20 protein-coding genes and 1 pseudogene are annotated in these 20356 nt (G+C 69.9%); 11 read left to right on the top strand and 10 right to left on the bottom strand.

Features of this window, described 5'->3' with window-relative positions; translation table 11 throughout:
* The 5 genes from NQ152_RS11350 to ligD all read left to right on the top strand — a co-directional run.
* Positions 1–777 (top strand): 3'-5' exonuclease (locus tag NQ152_RS11350; RefSeq protein WP_257524037.1); only part of this gene is annotated, 777 nt, incomplete at its 5' end.
* A 98-nt stretch (positions 778–875) separates the two neighbouring features.
* Positions 876–1853 (top strand): SseB family protein, encoded by a 978-nt coding sequence (locus NQ152_RS11345; protein ID WP_257524036.1) that lies wholly within the window; start codon positions 876–878, stop codon positions 1851–1853.
* 108 nt (positions 1854–1961) lie between these two features.
* On the top strand, positions 1962–2318 hold the full coding sequence (locus NQ152_RS11340; RefSeq protein WP_257524035.1) for a helix-turn-helix transcriptional regulator: 357 nt from the start codon (positions 1962–1964) through the stop codon (positions 2316–2318).
* Positions 2315–2791, top strand: coding sequence for an SRPBCC family protein (locus tag NQ152_RS11335; RefSeq protein ID WP_257524034.1), 477 nt, complete (start codon positions 2315–2317; stop codon positions 2789–2791). The genes NQ152_RS11340 and NQ152_RS11335 overlap by 4 nt, the downstream gene beginning before the upstream one ends.
* Before the next feature lie 367 nt (positions 2792–3158).
* On the top strand, positions 3159–4184 hold the full coding sequence (ligD, locus tag NQ152_RS11330) for a non-homologous end-joining DNA ligase (RefSeq protein WP_257524033.1): 1026 nt from the start codon (positions 3159–3161) through the stop codon (positions 4182–4184).
* Between the two features lie 102 nt (positions 4185–4286).
* Here ligD and NQ152_RS11325 read toward each other — a convergent pair whose 3' ends face one another.
* The 8 genes from NQ152_RS11325 to NQ152_RS17265 all read right to left on the bottom strand — a co-directional run bounded on the left by NQ152_RS11325 (position 4287) and on the right by NQ152_RS17265 (position 12447).
* A complete protein-coding gene (locus NQ152_RS11325) occupies positions 4287–5228 on the bottom strand; it encodes a hypothetical protein (protein WP_257524032.1) in 942 nt (313 codons plus the stop codon).
* A gap of 182 nt (positions 5229–5410) precedes the next feature.
* Positions 5411–6457: an ATP-dependent DNA ligase gene (locus NQ152_RS11320; RefSeq protein WP_257524031.1), complete on the bottom strand. Its 1047-nt coding sequence runs from the start codon at positions 6455–6457 to the stop codon at positions 5411–5413.
* Between the two features lie 79 nt (positions 6458–6536).
* A complete protein-coding gene (locus NQ152_RS11315; protein WP_257501669.1) occupies positions 6537–7691 on the bottom strand; it encodes an AI-2E family transporter in 1155 nt (384 codons plus the stop codon).
* Between the two features lie 137 nt (positions 7692–7828).
* Positions 7829–9064: a M28 family peptidase gene (locus tag NQ152_RS11310; protein WP_257501670.1), complete on the bottom strand. Its 1236-nt coding sequence runs from the start codon at positions 9062–9064 to the stop codon at positions 7829–7831.
* Positions 9065–9075: 11 nt separating this feature from the next.
* On the bottom strand, positions 9076–9834 hold the full coding sequence (locus NQ152_RS11305) for an amino acid ABC transporter ATP-binding protein (protein WP_257524030.1): 759 nt from the start codon (positions 9832–9834) through the stop codon (positions 9076–9078).
* Positions 9831–10706: an amino acid ABC transporter permease gene (locus NQ152_RS11300; RefSeq protein ID WP_257524029.1), complete on the bottom strand. Its 876-nt coding sequence runs from the start codon at positions 10704–10706 to the stop codon at positions 9831–9833. Before NQ152_RS11300 ends, NQ152_RS11305 begins: the two co-directional genes overlap by 4 nt.
* 90 nt (positions 10707–10796) lie before the next feature.
* Positions 10797–11726, bottom strand: a complete 930-nt coding sequence (locus NQ152_RS11295; protein ID WP_257503176.1) for a transporter substrate-binding domain-containing protein — start codon at positions 11724–11726, stop codon at positions 10797–10799.
* Between the two features lie 34 nt (positions 11727–11760).
* The gene (locus tag NQ152_RS17265) at positions 11761–12447 is read right to left on the bottom strand and encodes a FadR/GntR family transcriptional regulator (protein WP_257524028.1); all 687 of its coding nucleotides are present in this window, start codon (positions 12445–12447) and stop codon (positions 11761–11763) included.
* Positions 12448–12531: 84 nt separating this feature from the next.
* On the opposite strand from NQ152_RS17265, the gene NQ152_RS11285 reads away from it, so the two are divergent.
* A complete protein-coding gene (locus tag NQ152_RS11285) occupies positions 12532–13275 on the top strand; it encodes a sulfite exporter TauE/SafE family protein (protein ID WP_257524027.1) in 744 nt (247 codons plus the stop codon).
* Between the two features lie 141 nt (positions 13276–13416).
* Positions 13417–13845, top strand: a complete 429-nt coding sequence (locus NQ152_RS11280; RefSeq protein ID WP_257524026.1) for a VOC family protein — start codon at positions 13417–13419, stop codon at positions 13843–13845.
* A gap of 76 nt (positions 13846–13921) precedes the next feature.
* Here the strand turns inward: NQ152_RS11280 and NQ152_RS11275 are convergent, their stop codons facing one another.
* Both NQ152_RS11275 and NQ152_RS11270 read right to left on the bottom strand, forming a co-directional pair.
* Positions 13922–15154 (bottom strand): acyl-CoA dehydrogenase family protein, encoded by a 1233-nt coding sequence (locus NQ152_RS11275; protein ID WP_257524025.1) that lies wholly within the window; start codon positions 15152–15154, stop codon positions 13922–13924.
* 142 nt (positions 15155–15296) lie between these two features.
* Positions 15297–15974 (bottom strand): TetR/AcrR family transcriptional regulator, encoded by a 678-nt coding sequence (locus tag NQ152_RS11270; RefSeq protein WP_257503171.1) that lies wholly within the window; start codon positions 15972–15974, stop codon positions 15297–15299.
* Positions 15975–16095: 121 nt separating this feature from the next.
* On the opposite strand from NQ152_RS11270, the gene NQ152_RS11265 reads away from it, so the two are divergent.
* The 4 genes and pseudogenes from NQ152_RS11265 to NQ152_RS11250 all read left to right on the top strand — a co-directional run bounded on the left by NQ152_RS11265 (position 16096) and on the right by NQ152_RS11250 (position 20343).
* The gene (locus NQ152_RS11265; RefSeq protein WP_257524024.1) at positions 16096–17628 is read left to right on the top strand and encodes an FAD-dependent oxidoreductase; all 1533 of its coding nucleotides are present in this window, start codon (positions 16096–16098) and stop codon (positions 17626–17628) included.
* 83 nt (positions 17629–17711) lie between these two features.
* A complete protein-coding gene (gene sucC / locus NQ152_RS11260) occupies positions 17712–18875 on the top strand; it encodes an ADP-forming succinate--CoA ligase subunit beta (RefSeq protein ID WP_257524023.1) in 1164 nt (387 codons plus the stop codon).
* A gap of 31 nt (positions 18876–18906) precedes the next feature.
* A pseudogene (sucD, locus tag NQ152_RS11255) lies at positions 18907–19806 on the top strand (succinate--CoA ligase subunit alpha); the annotation flags it as partial.
* Positions 19783–20343 carry a nitroreductase family deazaflavin-dependent oxidoreductase gene (locus NQ152_RS11250; RefSeq protein ID WP_306815893.1) on the top strand — a complete coding sequence of 187 codons (561 nt, stop codon included), beginning with the start codon at positions 19783–19785 and terminating at the stop codon, positions 20341–20343. The pseudogene sucD and the gene NQ152_RS11250, both read left to right, overlap by 24 nt.
* The last annotated feature ends 13 nt before the right edge of the window (positions 20344–20356 follow it).

Below are 20356 nucleotides of genomic sequence, written 5' to 3'. Positions count from 1 at the left end.
CGCGGGCACCCCCTGGACGCGGCGGGGTACGCTACCCCCGACGAGCTGGTGGCCGTTGCGCGCGAATTCGCGCGCAACAACCCCGAGGGGACGGTGATCGACTTCCTCGCGGAGGTGCAGCTCGTCTCCGATGCGGACGACCTCGAGGATGCCTCGGGCTCGGTGTCGCTCATGACGATGCACACCGCGAAGGGGCTCGAGTACGACGCCGTGTTCGTGACCGGCGTCGAAGAGGACCTCATCCCGCACCGCATCTCGGCGGGCGAGCCGGGTGGGCCACAGGAGGAGCGTCGGCTCTTCTACGTCGGCATCACCCGTGCCCGCAAGCGCCTCTACCTCTCCCTGGCCATGACGCGGGCGCAGTTCGGCGAGATCTCGGTGGCGATGCCGAGCCGGTTCCTGCAGGAGATCCCCACCGAGCTGATCGACTGGCGCCAGTCGCCCGGCGATGTGAACTCGCGGGGCGGCATGCAGTCACGCGCCTTGAATGCGCGGCGCCCCGGTGGCTCCAGCAGCACGGGCAAGCGCTACGGCGACGATCTCGTGCCCAAGTCGACCTCGATCGAGCGCTTCGCCAACCGCATCCCGGCCAAGGTGCGCGACAACGGAGACATGCAGCTCGCCTCGGGCGACCGCATCAAGCACGACGACTTCGGCGAAGGACGCGTGGATGCCGTGACAGGTGAGGGCGCCAAGCGCGTCGCGCACGTGCGCTTCGATACCGCCGGCCCGAAGAAGCTGCTGATCAAGATCGCACCCATCGAGAAGATCCAGTAGCCGAGTCCGGCGACCGCACGAGGCTCGCGGAGGGCATTCCCCGCGCGTACCGTCGGCGATTGCCGCGTCCGCGCCGTCGGTGCGGCTACGCTCCACACATGGCTCTGTTCTCAAAGCGGACGAACTCAGACGGCAGCGACGGCGACGCGGCGGTGGCCGGCGACACGGCGGCCCAGCAGCCGTCGGACGATGCGGGGACGGATGCCGCGGCATCCGTCGGCATCTCGGTCTCCTCGTACCGAGGGATGGGCGCGACGCCCGCAACCGCACCCTCCGCGGGGACAGCTCCCGCGGCGGAGTCGGTTCCCGGCATCAAGGACAACGTGGTGCTGCGCGAAGCGCTCGCCGGGCTGCCGGAGTCGCCGTCGGTCTCGGAGATCCTCGACGTCGCCCGGCAGCTGCTGCAGGGGCACCTCTTCCTGCGGGTCAAGGGCGATGCCCGCGAGCTGCTGGCGGCCGGAAAGGACCTGCCGGTGGCGGTGGTGACCCTCAACGGCAAGCAGTTCGTGCTCGTGTACAGCAGCGGGACCGCCCTGCGCGCGAGCATTCAGGCCGACAGCGAACTGGGCACGTCCGCGATGGGCCAGCCGGTGCGCTCGGTCATCCGCTACGTGCTCGGCGGCACCTACGCCGGAATCGTCGTGGACCACGCATCCGCGCCGGCACGCGCCGTGATCCCGAGGGAACTGCTCGAGAAGCTCGTCGAGCAGGGCGATCCGACGTTCGAGCTCAAGACGTTGCTCGCCGGCGAGCGCACCTCCGCGACCGCGTCGGCGCTCGTGGACGCCCTGACGCGCGCGAAGTTCTGGGTCGCGGTGAACCAGTCCGCCGGCGGGCCGGTCGGTGTCGCGGAGGCGCGCACCGTGGACGGCGACCGGCTGGTCGAGTTGTACTCGCATCCCCTCGAGGTCGCATCGCGGCAGCGCGGCGACCGGGCTGCGCCGATGACGGCCGCTCAACTGGCGGCCGCCCTGCGGGCCGACGAGGATCTGGCGGGTGTGATCGTCGACCCGGGGGGACCGTGGATGCGTCTCTCGCGCGCCCAGCTCGCGCCGATCCTCGCCCTTCCGGCCTGACCGCCGGCACGCACCGATTTCTGCGGCCGTGCCGCGCCCTTGACGTCCGTCGTGCGCGGCGGTAGGTTACTCAACCAATCGGTTGATCAAGAGAACAGTTGAAAACAAATGCCGGATGCTTCGCTCGACAGGGCGTTCGCCGCCCTCTCCGACCCCGTGCGCCGCTCGATCGTGGCGCGACTGAGTCGCGGGCCGGCGACGCTCGGCGAGTTGGCCGAGCCGTTCGCGATCACGCCCCAGGCAGTCTCGAAGCACATCAGCGTCCTGGAGGACGCGGGACTGGTCTGGCGGACGCGGGAGGCGCAGCGTCGTCCGGTGCATCTGGATGCCGCAGCCCTCGCACGGCTGACCTCCTGGATCGACCGGTACCGGTTGGAGGCCGAGGCCGCCTACCGGCGTCTGGACGCGGTTCTGGCGGCATCCGGAAGCGACACCACCCACACGAACAAGGAGAAGGAATCATGAGCAATCCCGTCATCATCGATGCGACTCCCGGTCAGTCGTACGCCGACATCACCCGCGAGTTCGAGGCTCCGGTGGCGGCCGTGTTCCGCGCGCACGCCGACCAGGAGCTCTACAGGAACTGGGTCGGGCCGCGCGGTTACCAGACGGACATCACGGAATGGGACTTTCGCACCGGTGGCGGCTACCGCTTCCAGCAGCGCGGCGAGGACGGCACCTTCGGATTCCGCGGCGTGTTCCACACGGTGCGTGAGAACGAGCTGATCATCCAGACGTTCGAGTACGAGGGCGCACCGGACGAGGTGAGCATCGACGTGCTCCGCTTCGAGGACCTGCCCGGCGGTCGGTCGCGCATCGTCGACCACAGCGTCTTCGGCAGCGTCGAGGCGCTCGAGATGATGATGCAGCAGGGCATGGAAGTCGGCGTGCGCGAAGGCTACGAGCGACTCGACGAGCTGCTCGTCGCGGACCGATGAGCGGGCCGGGAGCGGCCGGGGTGGCGCGCAGCCCGGCGAAGGTCGTCACATCGGCGACGATGTCACTGGACGGGTTCGTCGCGAACGAGGACAACGATCCGGGTGCGCTGTTCGACTGGTACGCGGCGGGTGACGTCGAGATGATCAACGCCGGCGCGCTGCCGCCGTTCCACCTCACCCGCGAAAGAGCGGACTACTGGAGCGACCGCGTGGGCGTTCGGCGGAGCCCGGTCAAAACCCGGGGAGATATGGCCGCGACGGGGCAGGTCGGACCCGGCCTGCCGCGTTCTGCCCCGCGGTTTGACGCACGCCGGACCGCTCGCCCGGCGCCGTCGCGCCGGAGCGGACGGCCCCCTAGGGTCGGGGTATGGCCACGGAGAGAATTGTTCTGACGGTGCCGGGACCGGACGGGGATCGCGAGGTGGGGCTTTCCAGCCCCAACCGGCTGCTCTGGCCGCAGGCCGGCATCACCAAGCACGAACTCGCCGAGTACGTGATCGCCGTCGCGCAGCCGTTCCTGTCCGCGAACGGCAACCGGCCGGTCTCGCTCGAGCGCTATCCGGACTCGATCGAGGGGGAGTCGTTCTTCTCGAAGAACCCGCCCAAGGGCGCCCCGGAATTCGTGCAGTCCGTGATGGTGACCTACAACAGCGGGCGACAGCATCCGCAGCTCGTTCTGACCGAAGCCGCCGCCATCGTGTGGGCCGTCCAGATGAACACCATCGTGTTCCACCCCTGGGCGTCGCTGGCCGGGGATACCGACAACCCGGTCGAGCTGCGCATCGACCTGGATCCGCAGCCGGGGACGGACTTCTCGGATGCCGTGCCCGCCGCGCACGCGCTGCGCGAGGTGCTGCGCGAGGCCGGGCTGGAGGCGTGGGTCAAGACCAGCGGCAACCGCGGCATCCACGTGTTCTGCCCGATCGAGCCCACGCACGAGTTCCTGGACGTGCGTCATGCGGTGATCGCCGCCGCTCGCGAGCTGGAGCGACGCATGCCTGAGAAGGTCACCACCAACTGGTGGAAGGAGGAGCGCGGCGAGCGGATCTTCGTCGACTTCAACCAGGCCAACCGGGACCGCACCATGGCGGGCGCCTACAGTCCGCGCGCGCTGCCCACCGCGACCGTGGCGACCCCGGTGACGTGGGACGAATTGGACGACGTGGACCCTGCCGCGTTCACGATCCGCAGCGTGCCTGAGCGGCTGGCGACCGTCGGCGATCCCTGGGCGGGCCTGCTCGAGCGACCGGGACGCATCGAGACGCTGCTGGAGTGGTGGCAGCGCGACCTCGACGCGGGCCTGGGCGAACTGGCGTTCCCGCCCGACTTTCCGAAGATGCCCGGCGAGCCCCCGCGGGTGCAGCCCAGCCGGGCCAAGAAGCCCGAGGCCTGACGCACGTCGGTCGTGCGGTATCGGGGTCCGGCGTCGGATTCGGATGCCGCGGCCGCGTCTATCCGACTCCGGTGCGAGTGTCCGATTCCGGTGCCGCTGGGATCAGCGCGCGTCGACCTTCAGGACCCGCGCCGTCGTGGTGGCCGTCCAGATCACCCCGTCGTCCCAGACCAGCTCGAAGAACTGGTCGGTGCCCAGATCGATGTGGTCGATCACCTTGTTGGTCTCCGGATCGATCTTCGCGATGCCGTCCGCGTCCGACGCCCAGACGAAGCCCCCGCCTGCGGTGATGCCGACCCCGGTGCCGACCCCCGGGATCTCGGTGACCTCGGCCGAATCCGGGTCGATGCGCATCACGCTGCCGGCCTGCTCGTTGGTGACCCACACGTCCTCGTCGGTCGCCGCGAACGTATGCGTGCCTCCGGCGGTCGGGAGCACGCTGGAGGTGCCGGCGGCCAGGTCCATGCGCACGACCACCCCGCGGCTGCAGGCCAGCCACGCGAACCCGAAGTCGATCAGCAGGTCCTTCGGATCGGCGCACAGCTCGGGGTCGATCGCGGCGGCCTGCTGGAGCTCACCGGTTGTGGTGTCCACCTTCACCAGCGTGCCGTCCAGGCCGTACAGCCAGGCGAATCCCTCGCCGAGCGCGAGGGTGCCGGCGCGGGGGACGCGCAGCAGCTCAGCGCCCGAGAGCGGGTCGATCTTCGCCAGCCGGCCGCAGCACGACACCCAGAGCCCCTCGGCGCCGGCCTCCACCGCCGAGCCGTCCGGCACGATCGGGGTCGCCTCGCCGCTGGACTTCTCGACACGGACGATGCCGTCCACGGGGGAGCCGACTTCGACCCACAGATGATCGTCCGTCTCCGACATCTCCCAGCCCGGGCCACCCACGTCGAACACCTCCAGGATCGCGGACGACGGCGACTGCGGGCTGGGCGGGGACTCGTCCGGGAGCGCACCGGTGCAGGCCGCCGAGGCGAACGCCAACAGGACCGCGATCGGCGCCAGCAGCGCCCGCAGCCACCGCGGCCCGGCGGGGGACACGGTGCAGCCGCGGCAGGGTGGGGTTCGCCGTGCGGTCAGCACCGACACTCACCTCCTGGCACCCCATCGGCGGCGGTGCCCGCGGGTCCTGGCGAGCGTCTCCTCAGACATCACAGCGGCGTTGGCGCCTACGGTACGTCCACGGATGCCGCATCACAAGCGGTGCCCGGCGGACGGCCCGGTCACTCCAGGACGGCCCCCACGTCGTACGCCGATACCGACTCCAGCTGCTCGAACGTGCACGAGCGCGGGTCACGGTCAGGACGCCACCGGTCGAACTGCACGGTGTGCCGGAAGCGCCGCCCCTCCAGCTGGTCGTAGCGCACCTCCAGCACCCGCTCCGGCCGCAGCCGGACGAAGGACGAATCGCGGCCGGCGGCCGAGAACCGTGACTTCTCGCCTTCGCCGGTGAGCGCCTCGCCGTCCGCATCCGTCTCCACCAGCGGCGCCAGTTCGTCGATCAGCTCGAGCCGGCGCTGGTTGCTCCAGGCCGAGACCGCGCCGACGTTGTGCAGCTGCCCCTCGTCCGTGTACAGCCCGACCAGCAGCGATCCGACGCCCTCTCCGGACTTGTGGACGCGGTACCCCAGCGCGACGACATCCGCGCTCCGCGCGTGCTTGATCTTGAACATCGTCCGCTTGTTGGGCGCGTACGGCTGGGCGAGCGGCTTCGCGACCACGCCGTCGAGCCCGGCGCCCTCGAACTCGCTGAGCCAGCGACGGGCGGTCGCGGCATCCGTTGTCGTGCGCGTCACATGGATCGGGTGCGGCAGACCCGTCAGCAGCTCCACCAGCTCCGCGCGGCGGGCCTGGAACGGGGCGGACTGCAGGTCGCGGTCTCCCCGTGCCAGCAGATCGAACGCGATGAACATCGCCGGTGTGGTCTCGGCGAGCATCTGGACGCGGGATGCCGCGGGGTGGATGCGCTGGGTCAGCGACTCCCAGTCCAGCCGCTGGGCACCGGCCGGTCCCTTCGGCACCACCACCTCGCCGTCGATCAGGCAGGGCTCGGGAAGCAGGCGAGCGAACGCCTCCACCAGTTCCGGAAAGTACCGGGTCAGCGGCTTGGCGCCGCGGGAGCCGATCTCCACGGTCTCCCCGTCCCAGGAGACCAACCCGCGGAAGCCGTCCCACTTCGGCTCGTAGCTCAGGCCGCCCGCAACAGCGTCCTGATCAGGAACCTCCGGGACGGATTTGGCGAGCATCGGCGCGGGAATCTCGTACGGCATGGGTCCATCCTGGCCCTCGCGCCGGACGCGGTCGAGGAACCTGTCGCCGCGCGGCACCGATCCGGCCGGCAGGAGGCGGCTACGCCTCGATCGAATGCTTCGGGCGGGCCCAGCGCGCCGGAAGATCCGGTCCGTCCCACACCTGGATGACGCCCCAGACGGCGGCGGCGATCGGAACGGCCAGCACGGCCCCCACGATCCCACCGAGCACCGTGCCCACGGTCAACGCGACCAGGATGACGAACGCGTGCAGCTTCATGGACCGGCCCATCAGCACCGGCTGCAGGAAGTTGCCCTCGAGCTGGTTGACGAGCACCACGACGCCGAGGACGAACAGCGCGTTGACCCACCCGTTCGACACGAGTGCCACCAGGGCGGCGAGGATGCCGGCCACCGTCGCGCCGACGATCGGGATGAATGCGAGCAGGAAGACCAGGACGGCCAGCGGGATGGCCAGCGGCACCTGCAGGACCAGCAGACCGATCAGGATGCCGATGGCGTCCACGGCGGCGACGGTCGCGGTGCCGCGCACATAGGAGCCCAGCACGCCCACGGTCTTGTCGCCGATCCGGCGTGCGCGCAGGTAGTTCTCGCCGCGGAACGGCCGCAGCAGGAACTCCCACATCTGCGGGCCGTCCTTGAGGAAGAAGAACAGGATCGTCACGAGCAGGACGAACCCGGTGACGAAGTTCGCGACGGCGCCGACGCCCGCCAGGGCGCCCGACCCGAACTGCGCGCTGGTGACGAAATCGGTGAGGGCGTTGACCCACTCGTCGATCTGGTCCGGCTGCACGAAATCGAAGGGGAGGGTCTGCACCCAGGAGACCAGCTTCTGGAAGCCGTCCTCGGCCTGCGCGTACAGTTCGTCCCACTGATCGCGCACGGCCCAGACGATGAGCCAGCTCAGCAGGCCGAGGATGACGACGATCGCGAGCATCGTGATGACGGTGGCCAGCACGGAGGGGACGCCGCGCTGCCGCATCCAGTGCATCACCGGGTTGAACGCGCACGCGAGGATCAGGGCGATGACGAGCGGGATGGTCACGAGCGTGAGCTGACCGATCGCGAAGACGATCCCGCCGGCCACCGCGACCACGACGATGATCTGGATCGCCCGGATGCCGAGCTTGCCGAACCCGTCCGCCCACAGGCTCCACGGTGCTCTGGTCGCCTTCAGCTCGACGTCGCGCGACTCGAAGCGGACGGTCGTGGGGTCGTTCCGGAACAGTCCCATGATTCGAGGTTAACCCCGCGCCCGCGCGGTTCGGGGGTCTTGCGCCGGCGCGTGCGGTGTGCGATCGGCGGCGGTCAGGCGCGGTGTCGCGTTCCCGCACCCGCGCGCCGGCGTGCGACACGACGCGCGGGCGCAGGTCAGTCCTGCATCGCCGTCAGGGTCACCAGCGCCGTCACGATGGCCCCGTGCTTGAGGTCCAGCGGCTCGACCCGGTGGCGCGTGTCTGCCGCGGTGAGCAGCAGCCGGCTGTCGGCGGACTCGTCGTTGTAGCCGCCGATGAGGCGGACGGCGGGGATGCCCGCGGCGAGGAAGTTCGCGTGGTCGGAGTTGGTCGTATGGGCGTACACCGGGTGCACGGGGGTGCCGCCGATCTGGCTGGCGCGGCGCAGCAGGCCCAGGATCAGCGGATCGCCGGCGGTCAGCCCGAACAGGCGCGGGAAGCCGACGGGGGTGTCGACGTTCACGTTGCAGCGGATCCGGCGCCGACCGGCCTCGTTCAGCGATGCGACGTACTCGGCGGAGCCCGTCAGGGCCCACTCCTCGAAGGTGAACAGCGCCAGCAGCAGCCCGCGCTCGCTGTCGGCAGCTCGCGGGCCCAGTCGGCGCGCGACCTCCAGGACGGTCGCCAGCCCGGCGCCGTTGTCCATCGCGCTTTCAGCCAGTCCGTGGCCGTCGATGTGCGCGCTGAGCACCACGACCTCGTCCGTGCGGCCGGGGAAGCGCACGAAGATGTTCCGCCCGGTCCACTCTCCGGCGACCGCGTGGTTGACCAGGTGCACCTCGACCGGACCGAAGGCCAGCGAGGTGGAAAGCTCCAGGGTCGCGTCGCGGCTGAGGCCGAACGCGGGGATCTCGCCGGACTCGCCCGTGCCGCCGGACCCGCTCACCGCGCCCGCACCGGGCTGGTTGTTGCCGATGAGGAACGCCGTCGCCCCGTACTCGCGAGCCAGCGCGAGCTTCACGCTGCGGTGCACGTGGTTGGTCGAGAAGGGGAACTCGTGACGCACGAGCACCGCGTGACCGGGGATGAGCTCGCGTGCACCTTCGAAGTCGGCCGGTGTTCCGCGGCCGAGGTCGATGACGGGGACGGTGGCATCGACCGGCGCGCAGTTCAGCAGCGGGTAGCTCTCCAACTCCCGCCCGGTCGCGCTCACGCGCACCGTGTGGCCCTCGCTGCGCAGACCCGACACCGTGAAGGTCTGCTCGGCGTACTCGCCGCCCAGCTCGCGCGCGCGGCTCTCCAGGTACTGCTGCGCCGCGGCCTCGCTCGCGGTGCCGGCCACCCGGCCACCCGTGTCGCAGATGGCGGCGAGGTCGGCGGGGAGATCCCGGCTCAGCCAGATGTCTCCGATGATGTCGCGGATGTCGGTCATGTTCTCTCCTGTCACAGGACGCTGTCGAGGAAGGCCTTCGTCCGCGGGTGCTGCGGCGCTGCCATGATCTGCTTCGGATCGCCTTCTTCGACGACCACGCCGCCGTCCATGAAGACCAGGTGATCGCCGACCTCGCGCGCGAAGCCCATCTCGTGGGTGACGACGATCATCGTCGTCTCGTCGGTGGCGAGGGCACGCATCACACCCAGCACCTCGCCGACCATCTCGGGGTCCAGCGCGCTCGTGGGCTCATCGAACAGGAGGAGCTTGGGGCGCATCGCCAGGGCGCGCGCGATCGCCACGCGCTGCTGCTGGCCTCCGGACAGCTGCTTGGGATAGGCGTCGCGCTTCTCCGCGAGGCCGACGCGCTCGAGCAGCGCGCGGGCGTGGCTGACGGCTGCGGAGCGCTTCTCCTTCCGCACGCCGATGGGCGCCTCGATGATGTTCTCCAGGACGCTCATGTGCGGGAACAGGTTGAACGACTGGAACACCATGCCGATCTGCTCGCGCTGAGCGCGCACGACCCGCTCGGGCGCCTCGTGCAGGCGACCGCCGCGCACGACGGAGCCGATGGGGTCCCCGTCGATGGCGATGAGACCTTCGTCGATCGTCTCGAGGCGATTGATGCAGCGCAGGAACGTGCTCTTGCCCGATCCGCTCGGACCGATCACGCAGACGACCTGCCCACGGTCCATCTCGAGCGAGACGCCCTTGAGCACCTCGAGGCCGCCGAAGCTCTTGCGCACGTCGCGCACGCTGAGAAAGCTCATCGCTGTTCTCCCGTCTGGGTTGCCGACGTCGCACGACGGCGGAACCGGATGCCGGTGAGCCGCTGCAGCGAACCGGCGCCGGATGCGCGGCTGCTGCCGCGCGCGTAGAAGCGCTCCAGGAGCTGCTGGCCGACCATCAGGATCGAGGTGACGATCAGGTACCAGATGGTCGCGACCATCAGCAGCGGGATGGTCTCGAACGTGCGGCTGTAGACGACCTGCACGGAGTAGAGGAGCTCGGGCAGAGCGATCACCGACACGAGCGAGGTCGACTTCAGCAGGGAGAGCACTTCGTTGCCGGTGGGCGGGATGATGAAGCGCATGGCCTGCGGGATCACGATGCGCCGCATCGCCCGAGAGCCGCTCATGCCCAGGGCGCGAGATGCTTCGAGCTGGCCGTGGTCGACGGAGAGCAGGCCGCCGCGGATGATCTCCGCCATGTAGGCCGCCTCGTTCAGCGCCAGCGCGGCGACGGCGACGACGTACGGGGTGACGATCTGGTTGACGCTGCCTTCGAAGAACGTCGGTCCGAAGGGGATGCCGATCGAGATCGACGGGTAGAGCGCCGAGATGTTGTAGAGGAGGACCAGCTGCACCAGGAGAGGCGTGCCGCGGAAGAACCAGACGTAGACTCCCGCAACCGCGCTCAGGACGCGGCTGCTCGAGATGCGCATCAGCGCGATCACCAGGCCGATGACGATGCCGATGACCATGGAGACGACGGTGAGCTCGATCGTCTTCCACAATCCGTTCAGCACGGAGGTGGAGAAGAAGTAGGTTGCGACGACGTCCCATTCGAACCGGGGGTTCGTCGCGATCGAGTGGAGGACCATGGCCGCGAGGGCGATGACGACGGCGGTCGCGACCCACATCAGTGGCCGAGGGCGGCCGATGATGCGGTAGTCGGTGACGCCGTCGAGCGGGGGGGGGGGGGGGGGGCCCCCCCCCCGCGTCGAGGTGTGTCATTCCATGGCCTCGTTGTTCGTCCCGGCCATCGGGACGGCGAGCTGCTCCAGGCCGTAGCCGGCGAGGATCTCCTGGTACGTGCTGGCATCGATGAAGGACTGGAACGCCGCCTGGACCACCGGGAGCAGGTCGCTATCCTTGGGGAACGCCATGCCCGACAGGCCTCCGCGGAACGGCGCGCCGCTCAGCGTCAGGCGCTGGTCGTCCGTCTGGGCGATGTAGCCGGCCTGGGCGGCCGCAGTGCCGTAGGCAGCGATCCGGCCGCTGGTCAGCGCGAGGACGCCCTCGTTGTTGGTCTTGAACGCCATGATCTCGATGGGGTCGGCGCACTGGGCGTTCTGCTCGGTGAGCGTGATCTCCTCGACCGAGCCCGCCGCGACACCGATCGCGAGGCCGCAGGCGGTATCGGGCGTCAGATCCTGCGGGGCATCGGCGTTGTCGCGGGCGACGATGAACTGCGAACCGCCGCGCAGGAAGTCGACGAAGTCGACCTGCTCCTGTCGCTCGGCCGTGTCGAGCATGGGGGCGACCGAGAAGTCGTAACGCTCGGCGGACAGGCCCGGGATGAGGTTCGCGAACACGACCTGACGCAGTTCGACGTCGAGGCCGAGGGCGTCGCCGAAGGCGAACGCCAGTTCAGGGGCGACGCCGACCATCGTGACGCCGTCTTCGGCGTAGGAGCCGAACGGTTCGCCGATCGTGGCATCCGTCGCGATGACGAGCTTGCCTGCTTCGGTGACGGACGCAGGAAGCTGCGCGACCAGCTCCTCGACGGGCTCGCCGGAGGCGGTGTGGTAGTTCACGTCGGCGGTGTTGGCCGGGCTCGCCGGTGCGATGCCGGCGTCGGACGAGCCGCCGCACGCGGTGAGGGCGACGGTCGCCGCGGTCAGGATGCCGACGGCCAGGAGGGGACGCAGAGACTTCATTCGGGTGCTTTCTGGAGGGGATGTGCCGGCCGCGTCAGAAACGGCCGACGATGGTGACGTGCTCGCGCATGCGGCGAGCAGCTTCGTCGGAATCGCCGGCGTCGATCGCCGCAAGGATGGCGCGGTGACCGGTCAGCGAAGTAGCGCGTCCTGTGGGACTCGCATGGGAGATGCGACGGAAGTCGCTGACCCATTCCGACGTCGCACGGCTGAGCGCGACGATGAGATGGTTGTGCGTTGCCGCGGCGATGGCCTCGTGGAAGCGCTGGTCGCGCTCGAGGGACTCCTCCGTGGATACGGCTTCAGCCTCGAAGTCGCAGTGGCCGGCCAGCAGCAGCAGGTCGCTGCCGGTCCGGCGTCCCGCGGCGAGGCCGGCGATCTGGGGCTCGAAGGTCGTGCGGAAGTCGATGACCTCCGTGGCGTCCCGCTCGGATTCGGACATGTCGCGCAGCAGGGAGACGGCGGTGTCTGATGCGCTCAGGAGCACGGTGCCCGACCCCTGTCGTCTCCGGACGATCCCCTTGAGCGTCAGCTCGTGGATGGCTTCGCGGACGGTCGTGCGCGAGACGCCGAGCTGCGTCGCCAGGTCGCGCTCGGGCGGCAGGGCGGTGCCCGCGCCGACCTCGCCGCTCTCGATGAGCTCCAGGATTCGTGCGGCGATGGCGCTCGAGGTCGCGATGCGCGGCACCCCGCCGAGCGAGGCCCATCCGTTGGTTGACACGCGATGTACAGTAACAGAATTGGTCCGACCACCCCACCACTTGCTCGGCCCGCCCGAATCGAGAGTGAGCCCTGCATGGATGTGATGAGCCCTCTGGGACTCGGCATTCTCGCGATCGCCGCCGCCTGTGCAGGCATCATCAACACCGTCGTCGGGTCGGGGACCCTGATCACCTTCCCCACGCTTCTGGCGCTGGGCGTCCCGCCGGTCATCGCCAACATGACCAACACGGTGGGCCTGGCGATCGGGAACATCGGCGGCGTCATCGGCTACCGCCGCGAACTCGCCGGGCAGCTACGCACGGTGATGCCCCTGGCTGCGGTGACCGCGGTCGGCGCCATCGTCGGGGCGCTCGCGCTCCTCGCGCTGCCGGCCGGCGTGTTCTCCGTCGTCGCGCCGGTGCTGGTCCTGATCGGGTGCCTGCTCGTCGGCATCCAGCCCCTCCTGCGCCGCAGCGGCGAGCGCGACCGGGCACCGGCGCCGGGGTGGCTGCGCTTCCCGCTGACCGCGGTGACGGGTGTGTACGGCGGCTACTTCGGAGCGGCGCAGGGCGTGCTGATCGTCGGCTGCCTGGAGCTGACGATGACGGAGCACATTCAGCGCATCAACGCGATCAAGAACGTACTCCAGACTCTCGCCGGCGGTGTGGCGACGGTGGTCTTCCTCTTCACCGCCACCCTGCCGTGGGTCGCCGTGGTGACGATCGCCGTCGGCTCGCTCGGCGGCGCCTTGATCGGCGCGTCGCTCGGCCGCCGCCTGCCGGCCTGGCTGCTGCGTGTCCTCATCATCGTGATCGGCGTCGTCGCGGTGATCTTCCTCGTCTGGTGAGCGCTCGATCGGGCGCAGCGACGTCGCCCGTGCTGCACTCGCCATCACCCGTCGACCTCGCCTACCTCGAGCGACCGTGTCGGAAGCGCCTCCTATCCTGACGGGCGTGCCCCACCGACGCGGCGCAGAAGGGTGCGATCGATGGCAACGAAGCTCGGCAACATCACCTTCTACGCGGATGACCCGCCGGAACTCGCCCGGTTCTGGGCCGGAGTGTTCGGCTACCGCGCGCTCACGTGGAAGGAACCGCTCAAGAGCGAGCTGCTCGCGTCGGGGCTGACCGACGCAGATCTGGCCAGCCGCGCGGTCGTGGAGGATCCCGACGGCATCGGGCCGCGTCTGTTCTTCCACCATGCCTCCGAGCCGAAGTCCGGGCGCAACCGGCTCCACTTCGACATCAGTGCCACGCCGGGGCGCAGGCCGACCGCAGAGGAACTCGAGGCCGAGAAGGATCGTCTTCTCGGGCTCGGCGCGTCGGTCGTGCGGCTCATTGACCAGAGCTGGGGGCCGTGGCCGGAGCACTACTACCAGATGCGTGATCCGGAGGGCAACGAGTTCTGCCTGCAGTGAGCGCTCAGCCGGTGAGCTGCGCGCCGATCGCTGAGCGCACGGATGCCGGCACCGGCGTCGGCCGCCGGGTCCGCGGTCAGGCGAACGCGCCCACCCCCGTGATGTCGCGGCCGATGAGCAGGGCTTGCACCGACTCGGTGCCCTCGTACGTGTGGATCGCCTCGATATCGGCCATGTGCTGCATGACGCGGTTCTCCAGAAGGATGCCGTTGCCGCCGAGCAGGTCGCGGGCGATCGCCGCGACCCGGCGCGCGGCGCGGGTGTTGTGGTACTTCGCCAGCGACGCCTGCGTGGGCCGCAGCCGCCCGACCGTTTCCAGATCGGCCATGCGACGACAGAACAGCTGCATCGCCGTCAACTCGTCGAGCATCTGGGTGAGGCGCTCCTGGATCATCTGGAAGCGGACGAGGGGCTTGCCGAACTGGACCCGCTGCTGCGCGTACGACAGTGCGGCCTCATAGCAGGCGGTGGCATGTCCGAGGGCCGACCACGCGACACCCGAGCGGGTCGAGTACAGCACCGTCGAGGCATCCTTGAAGGAGTGCGTACCGGGCAGCACCGAATCCAGCGGGACCCGCAGGTCGGTCATCGTGATGTGCGCCTGGTGGATCGCCCGCAGGGACGCCTTGCCCAGGATCGGCCGGCCGTCGTATCCCGGCGTGTCCTGCGCGACGAGGAAGGCCCGCACCTTTCCGTCGTGGTCGGGGTCGGACGAGTCGGCCACGCGCGCCCAGACGACCGTGACCCCGCCGGAAGAGCCGTTGCCGATCCACTTCTTCGCACCGTTGAGAATCCACGAATCGCCGTCCCGCCGCGCCTCGGTCTCGAGCGAGACGGAATCGGATCCGTGGTCCGGCTCGGTCAGGGCGAATGCGGCGAGCACCTCTCCGCGGGCGATCGGCTCGAGCCAGTGCGACTTCTGCGTGTCACTGCCGAAGAGCGCGAGCGAGCGCAGCGCGAGCCCGCCCTGCACGGCGAGGATCGTGCCCAGGGAGCCGTCGCCGCGCGAGATCTCCATGTTCACCAGACCGGCCGCCAGCGGGGAGGAATGGCTGAGGCCTTCGTGCACGAGCCCGTCGGTGAACAGGTCGAGCTCGCCCATCCGCCGCGCCAGGTCGAGGTCGTACTCGCCGCGATCCCACAGCCCGTCCATTCGGGGAAGCACCTCCTCGACGAAAGCCCGGGCGCGGTCCCACACCGCACGGTCGGCGGCGGGGACGTCGTCGAAGACCGCGTAGTAGTCGGTGTCGAGCCGGTCCGAGACGTCGTAGCCGGCGATGCGCTCACCGGGGCGGGGAGTGTGGCTCATGCGAACAGGATACCGGTACTCAGTACCGCGAAGAATGGGACCCGATCCCAGGCGTGGGACGTGCACTCTCGCGAGCGGGGAGGTGCACTCTCGGGAGCGGGAGGTGCACTCTCGGGGGCGGGGGGGCGGGGGTGGGCGCGGCTCAGCGCGGGGACTCCAGGCGGCCGCGCAGCCGCCTCGTCAGCTCGGCGGGCGGCATCCGCCGGGGGAACACCGCCACCACGACGTCGTCAGGCGCAGAGCCGGATCCGTCCGGGTGCACCCCGTAGCGCCGGCGCACGTCATCCAGCGCGTTGCGCAGCACGCCGACACGCACGCGCGCGCCCCTGAGCAGCTGCCGCAGCACGTGATTGTGCACCGCCGCCACCAGAGCGGAGAAGCCCACCGCATCGAGCGGGTCCAGCCCGGGAATCGCTGCGCGCAGGTAGTCGTCGAAAAGGCGCTCGTATCGGAAGACCGTGACGATCTCGCGCTCGCGGAGCGCAGGAACCTGGCGCACCACCGTGTAGCGGCGGCGTGCCACGGCGGGCTCCGCGGCGAAATGGCGGAACACCCGCTCGGAGGCCTGGCAGACCGCGGCCCACGGGTCGTCGTGTCCTTCGCCCAGCCACTCGCGCAGTTCGTCCAGGAGGACTTCGTGATCGGCGAAGACCACGTCCTCCTTGCCGCCGAACTGCCGGAAGAACGTGCTGCGCGACACGCCTGCGGCGCGCGCGATCTGCTCGACGGAGGTCGCTTCGAATCCCTGGCGTTCGAACAGTTCCAACGCCGCCGCCACGACCGGCGTCCGCGCGGCCGACGGTGACGGAGTCTCGCTCATGTCGACCGAGCCTAGACCCCGCACTCCGCGGCGTGCGGCAGCCGCCGATCGGCTCGGGCGGCCGGGCGGCCGCGGTGTCAAGCCGGTAGACGACGACGCGGCGGGGGAGTTCACTGGGGCGATGACGTCCCTGTGGAAGGCCGACGGCGCCGTCGTCGCCGGAACACCGTTCGAGATCGGCCGGGAGCACGACGTGGTGGTCGTCGGCGCCGGGATCACCGGGCTGGCCACGGCGTTGATGCTCGCACGCGAGGGGCTGGATGTCGCGGTGCTGGAAGCGCGCGAGGTCGGCAATCTCGCGACCGGCGCCAACACCGGGAAGCTGTCGCTGCTGCAGGGGACGGTGCTCTCCACGATGCGCCGCCATCACCCGGCCGGGCTCGTCCGCGCCTACGTGGACGCCAACCGCGATGGCGCGGAGTGGCTCACCGGCTTCGCCGACGAGGCGGGCGTGTCGTACACCAGGCGCACCGCCTACTCCTACGCCCAGTCCGGTGACGGAACGGAATGCGTCGAGGCGGAGCTCGCAGCCGCGCACGAGGCGGGCCTGGACGTACGTCGCGTGCTGGCGGATCGGACCAGCCCGTTCCCGATGGTGGACGCCGTCGCGCTGGACGATCAGGTCGCGATCGACCCGCAGCAGGTCGCGCTGGCACTCGCCCGCGCGTTCGTCGGCGCCGGCGGCACCCTGCATACCGGCATCCGGGTCACACAGGTGCACGTCCTGCCGCGAGCGGTCGTGGAGACCACCGCCGGGTTCACCACCGCCGGTCAGGTCGTGCTGGCCACCGCTGCCCCGATCATGGAGCGGGGCTTCTACTTCGCCAAGACCCGCGGGCTGCGCTCTTACTGCGTCGCGTTCGACGTGGACGGTGAGATGCCCGAGGGCCTGTACCTCTCGGTGGACGGCCCGACCCGGTCGATCCGCTCCGTGACGGCGGAGGACGGTCCGGGTCAGCTCGCCCGGCTGATCGTGGGCGGCAACGGGCACCCGGTCGGCAGGGCCGAGTCCGAACGCGGTCATGTCGAGGACCTGATCCAGTGGACGCGCCGGCACTTCCCGGGTGCGCAGCCGCGGATGTCGTGGTCCGCGCAGGACTACCAGTCCCACGACCTGATGCCCTTCGTCGGAGCGATGCCCCGCGGACTCGGGCGTGTGCGGTTCGCGACCGGATTCGGCAAGTGGGGCCTGTCCAACGGGCCGGCCGCGGCGCTTCGGCTCACCGCCGAGATCACGCGCGTGCCGTGGCGCGAACGACCCGAGTGGATGACGACCATCGCCCGCAGGATGACCGTGCCCGCCGACCTCGGCCGCGGCGGCGTGGAGAACCTGCGCATCGGTTGGGAGGCCGCGTCGGGCTGGGTCGGCGCGCAGCGAACGCCCGTCCCGGTCGCCAAGCCGGCGGAGGGACAGGGCGTCGTGGCCAACCGCGGCGGCCACCCCGTGGCGGTGTCCACCGTCGACGGCACGACCCGTGCCGTCAGTGCGGTGTGCACCCACCTCGGCGGGGTGCTTTCCTGGAACGACCAGGAGTGCAGTTGGGACTGCCCCCTGCACGCATCCCGCTTCGCGCCGGACGGCACGCGGATAGAGGGCCCCGCCACCAGGGACCTTCCGCGCCTGGGCCGGTCGGGACCTTCCACCACGCGGTAGTACGCTTGTGGATTGGTCGATCTCTCTCGACATCAAGACGCTTTCGCGTCATCTCCCCTTTCATCCCAGCGGAGGCTTGCACTGTGGATCTGTACGAGTACCAGGCACGTGACCTTTTCGAGAAGTACGGCGTGCCGGTGCTCGCCGGCATCGTCGCAGACACCCCGGAGCAGGCGAAGGCGGCAGCCGAGAAGATCGGCGGCCTCGTCGTGGTCAAGGCTCAGGTGAAGACCGGCGGCCGCGGCAAGGCCGGTGGCGTGAAGGTCGCCAAGACCCCGGACGACGCGTTCGAGGCCGCCAAGGCGATCCTCGGCCTGGACATCAAGGGCCACGTCGTCAAGCGCGTCATGGTCGCGGCCGGCGCCCGGATCGACAAGGAGTACTACTTCTCGGTGCTGCTGGATCGCGCCAACCGCGCGTACCTGTCGCTGGCCAGCGTCGAGGGCGGCATGGAGATCGAGGAGCTCGCGGTCGAGCGCCCCGAAGCCCTGGCCCGCGTGGAGGTCAACCCGCTGACCGGCATCGACAAGCAGAAGGCGGTCGAGATCGCCGAGGCGGCCGGCTTCGCCCCCGAGCTGGTCGACAAGGTCAGCGACGTGTTCGTTCAGCTGTACTCGGTCTACAAGGGCGAGGACGCGACGCTGGTCGAGGTCAACCCGCTGGTGCTGACCGAGGAGGGCGACATCGTCGCCCTGGACGGCAAGGTCACCCTCGATGAGAACGCCGACTTCCGTCACGCCGGGCACGCGCTGCTCGAAGACAAGGATGCTGCCGACCCCCTCGAGGCGAAGGCCAAGGAGAACGACCTGAACTACGTCAAGCTCGACGGGCAGGTCGGCGTGATCGGCAATGGCGCGGGCCTGGTGATGTCGACGCTGGATGTCGTCGCCTATGCGGGCGAGAACCACGGCGGCGTGAAGCCGGCGAACTTCCTGGACATCGGCGGCGGCGCCTCGGCCGAGGTCATGGCCGCGGGCCTGGACGTCATCCTGGGCGACCCGCAGGTCAAGAGCGTCTTCGTGAACGTCTTCGGCGGCATCACGTCCTGCGACGCCGTCGCGAAGGGCATCGTCGGCGCGCTGGCCGAGCTGGGGGCGACGGCGACCAAGCCGCTGGTCGTCCGCCTCGACGGCAACAAGGTGGAGGAGGGCCGCGCGATCCTGCGCGATGCCAACCACCCCCTCGTCACCCTGGCGGACACCATGGACGAAGGCGCCGACAAGGCCGCCGAGCTGGCCAACGCCTGATCGCCCGCGAGAAAACAAGGATTCAAGAGATATGTCGATCTTCCTCAACAAGGACTCCAAGGTCATCGTCCAGGGCATCACCGGCGGCGAAGGCACCAAGCACACGGCACTCATGCTGAAGGCCGGCACTCAGGTCGTCGGCGGCGTGAACGCCCGCAAGGCCGGCACCACAGTGCTGCACCACGACGCGGACGGCAACCCGGTCGAGCTGCCGGTCTTCGCCACGGTGGCCGAGGCCATCGAGAAGACCGGTGCCGACGTGTCGATCGCGTTCGTGCCCCCCGCGTTCACGAAGAACGCGATGGTCGAGGCCATCGACGCCGACATCCCGCTGCTGGTCGTCATCACCGAGGGCGTCCCCGTCGGCGACACCGCCGAGGCCTGGGCGTACGCGCAGTCCAAGGGCAACACCACCCGCATCATCGGGCCGAACTGCCCCGGCATCATCACGCCGGGCGAGTCGCTGGTCGGCATCACGCCGGCCAACATCGCCGGGAAGGGCCCGATCGGACTCGTCTCGAAATCCGGCACCCTGACCTACCAGATGATGTACGAGCTGCGCGAGATCGGCTTCTCCACCGCGATCGGCATCGGTGGCGACCCGGTCATCGGCACGACGCACATCGACGCGCTCGCGGCGTTCGAAGCCGACCCCGAGACCAAGGCGATCGTCATGATCGGCGAGATCGGCGGCGACGCCGAAGAGCGGGCGGCGGACTACATCAAGGCCAACGTCACCAAGCCGGTCGTCGGCTACGTCGCCGGCTTCACCGCCCCCGAGGGCAAGACGATGGGCCACGCCGGCGCCATCGTCTCCGGCTCCGCGGGCACGGCGCAGGCCAAGAAGGAGGCCCTCGAGGCCGCCGGGGTCAAGGTCGGCAAGACGCCGTCCGAGACCGCGGACCTGATGCGGGAGACCTTGGGTGCTCTCTCGCGTCCCGCGGGGGGGGGGTCGGGTCGCGGCGGCTCCCGCCCCCCTTCCGCATTCCCGCTGCACTGCCGTGTCGCCGCCGGATACGGTGGACAGATGCCACTCACCGGACAGTACAAGCCCAGCACATCGGAATGGGCGCGCAACCAGGCCGAACGCTACGAGGCCTCCAACGGGGCCGAGGCGAACCTCCTGCGCGGGGTGCCGATCATCGTCCTGACGACCGTCGGAGCCAAGTCGGGAGGACTGCGCAAGACCGCTCTGATGCGCGTCGAGCACGACGGGCGGTACGCGGTGGTCGCCTCCAAGGGCGGCGATCCGGACGAGCCCAAATGGGCCGGCAACATGCGCGCGAACCCGCACGTGGAACTGCAGGACGGCGCGGTCAAACGCGACTACCGGGCGCGAGAGCTGTCCGGGCCCGAGCGGACCGAGTGGTGGGGGTACGCCACCGCGGTCTGGCCGGCGTACGACGACTACCAGAAGCGCACGGACCGGCAGATCGCCGTCTTCGTGCTCGAGCCGATCGCGCCCTGACGGCGATGCCCCC

Origin of the sequence: Microbacterium sp. zg.B48, from assembly GCF_024623505.1 — a bacterium.
Taxonomy (GTDB): Bacteria; Actinomycetota; Actinomycetes; order Actinomycetales; family Microbacteriaceae; genus Microbacterium.
Note: the sequence above shows the minus strand (reverse complement) of the source record. Positions and strands in the feature narration are given on the sequence as shown.

What these genes read in the sequence shown, in the direction of transcription:
- NQ152_RS11345 (WP_257524036.1), top strand. Translation starts at nt 876, where the DNA reads ATGGCTCTGTTCTCAAAGCGGACGAACTCAGACGGCAGCGACGGCGAC.
- NQ152_RS11340 (WP_257524035.1), top strand. Translation starts at nt 1,962, where the DNA reads ATGCCGGATGCTTCGCTCGACAGGGCGTTCGCCGCCCTCTCCGACCCC.
- NQ152_RS11335 (WP_257524034.1), top strand. Translation starts at nt 2,315, where the DNA reads ATGAGCAATCCCGTCATCATCGATGCGACTCCCGGTCAGTCGTACGCC.
- ligD (WP_257524033.1), top strand. Translation starts at nt 3,159, where the DNA reads ATGGCCACGGAGAGAATTGTTCTGACGGTGCCGGGACCGGACGGGGAT.
- NQ152_RS11320 (WP_257524031.1), bottom strand. Translation starts at nt 6,457, where the DNA reads ATGCCGTACGAGATTCCCGCGCCGATGCTCGCCAAATCCGTCCCGGAG.
- NQ152_RS11315 (WP_257501669.1), bottom strand. Translation starts at nt 7,691, where the DNA reads ATGGGACTGTTCCGGAACGACCCCACGACCGTCCGCTTCGAGTCGCGC.
- NQ152_RS11310 (WP_257501670.1), bottom strand. Translation starts at nt 9,064, where the DNA reads ATGACCGACATCCGCGACATCATCGGAGACATCTGGCTGAGCCGGGAT.
- NQ152_RS11305 (WP_257524030.1), bottom strand. Translation starts at nt 9,834, where the DNA reads ATGAGCTTTCTCAGCGTGCGCGACGTGCGCAAGAGCTTCGGCGGCCTC.
- NQ152_RS11300 (WP_257524029.1), bottom strand. Translation starts at nt 10,706, where the DNA reads ATGTGGGTCGCGACCGCCGTCGTCATCGCCCTCGCGGCCATGGTCCTC.
- NQ152_RS11295 (WP_257503176.1), bottom strand. Translation starts at nt 11,726, where the DNA reads ATGAAGTCTCTGCGTCCCCTCCTGGCCGTCGGCATCCTGACCGCGGCG.
- NQ152_RS11285 (WP_257524027.1), top strand. Translation starts at nt 12,532, where the DNA reads ATGAGCCCTCTGGGACTCGGCATTCTCGCGATCGCCGCCGCCTGTGCA.
- NQ152_RS11280 (WP_257524026.1), top strand. Translation starts at nt 13,417, where the DNA reads ATGGCAACGAAGCTCGGCAACATCACCTTCTACGCGGATGACCCGCCG.
- NQ152_RS11275 (WP_257524025.1), bottom strand. Translation starts at nt 15,154, where the DNA reads ATGAGCCACACTCCCCGCCCCGGTGAGCGCATCGCCGGCTACGACGTC.
- NQ152_RS11270 (WP_257503171.1), bottom strand. Translation starts at nt 15,974, where the DNA reads ATGAGCGAGACTCCGTCACCGTCGGCCGCGCGGACGCCGGTCGTGGCG.
- NQ152_RS11265 (WP_257524024.1), top strand. Translation starts at nt 16,096, where the DNA reads ATGACGTCCCTGTGGAAGGCCGACGGCGCCGTCGTCGCCGGAACACCG.
- NQ152_RS11250 (WP_306815893.1), top strand. Translation starts at nt 19,783, where the DNA reads ATGCGGGAGACCTTGGGTGCTCTCTCGCGTCCCGCGGGGGGGGGGTCG.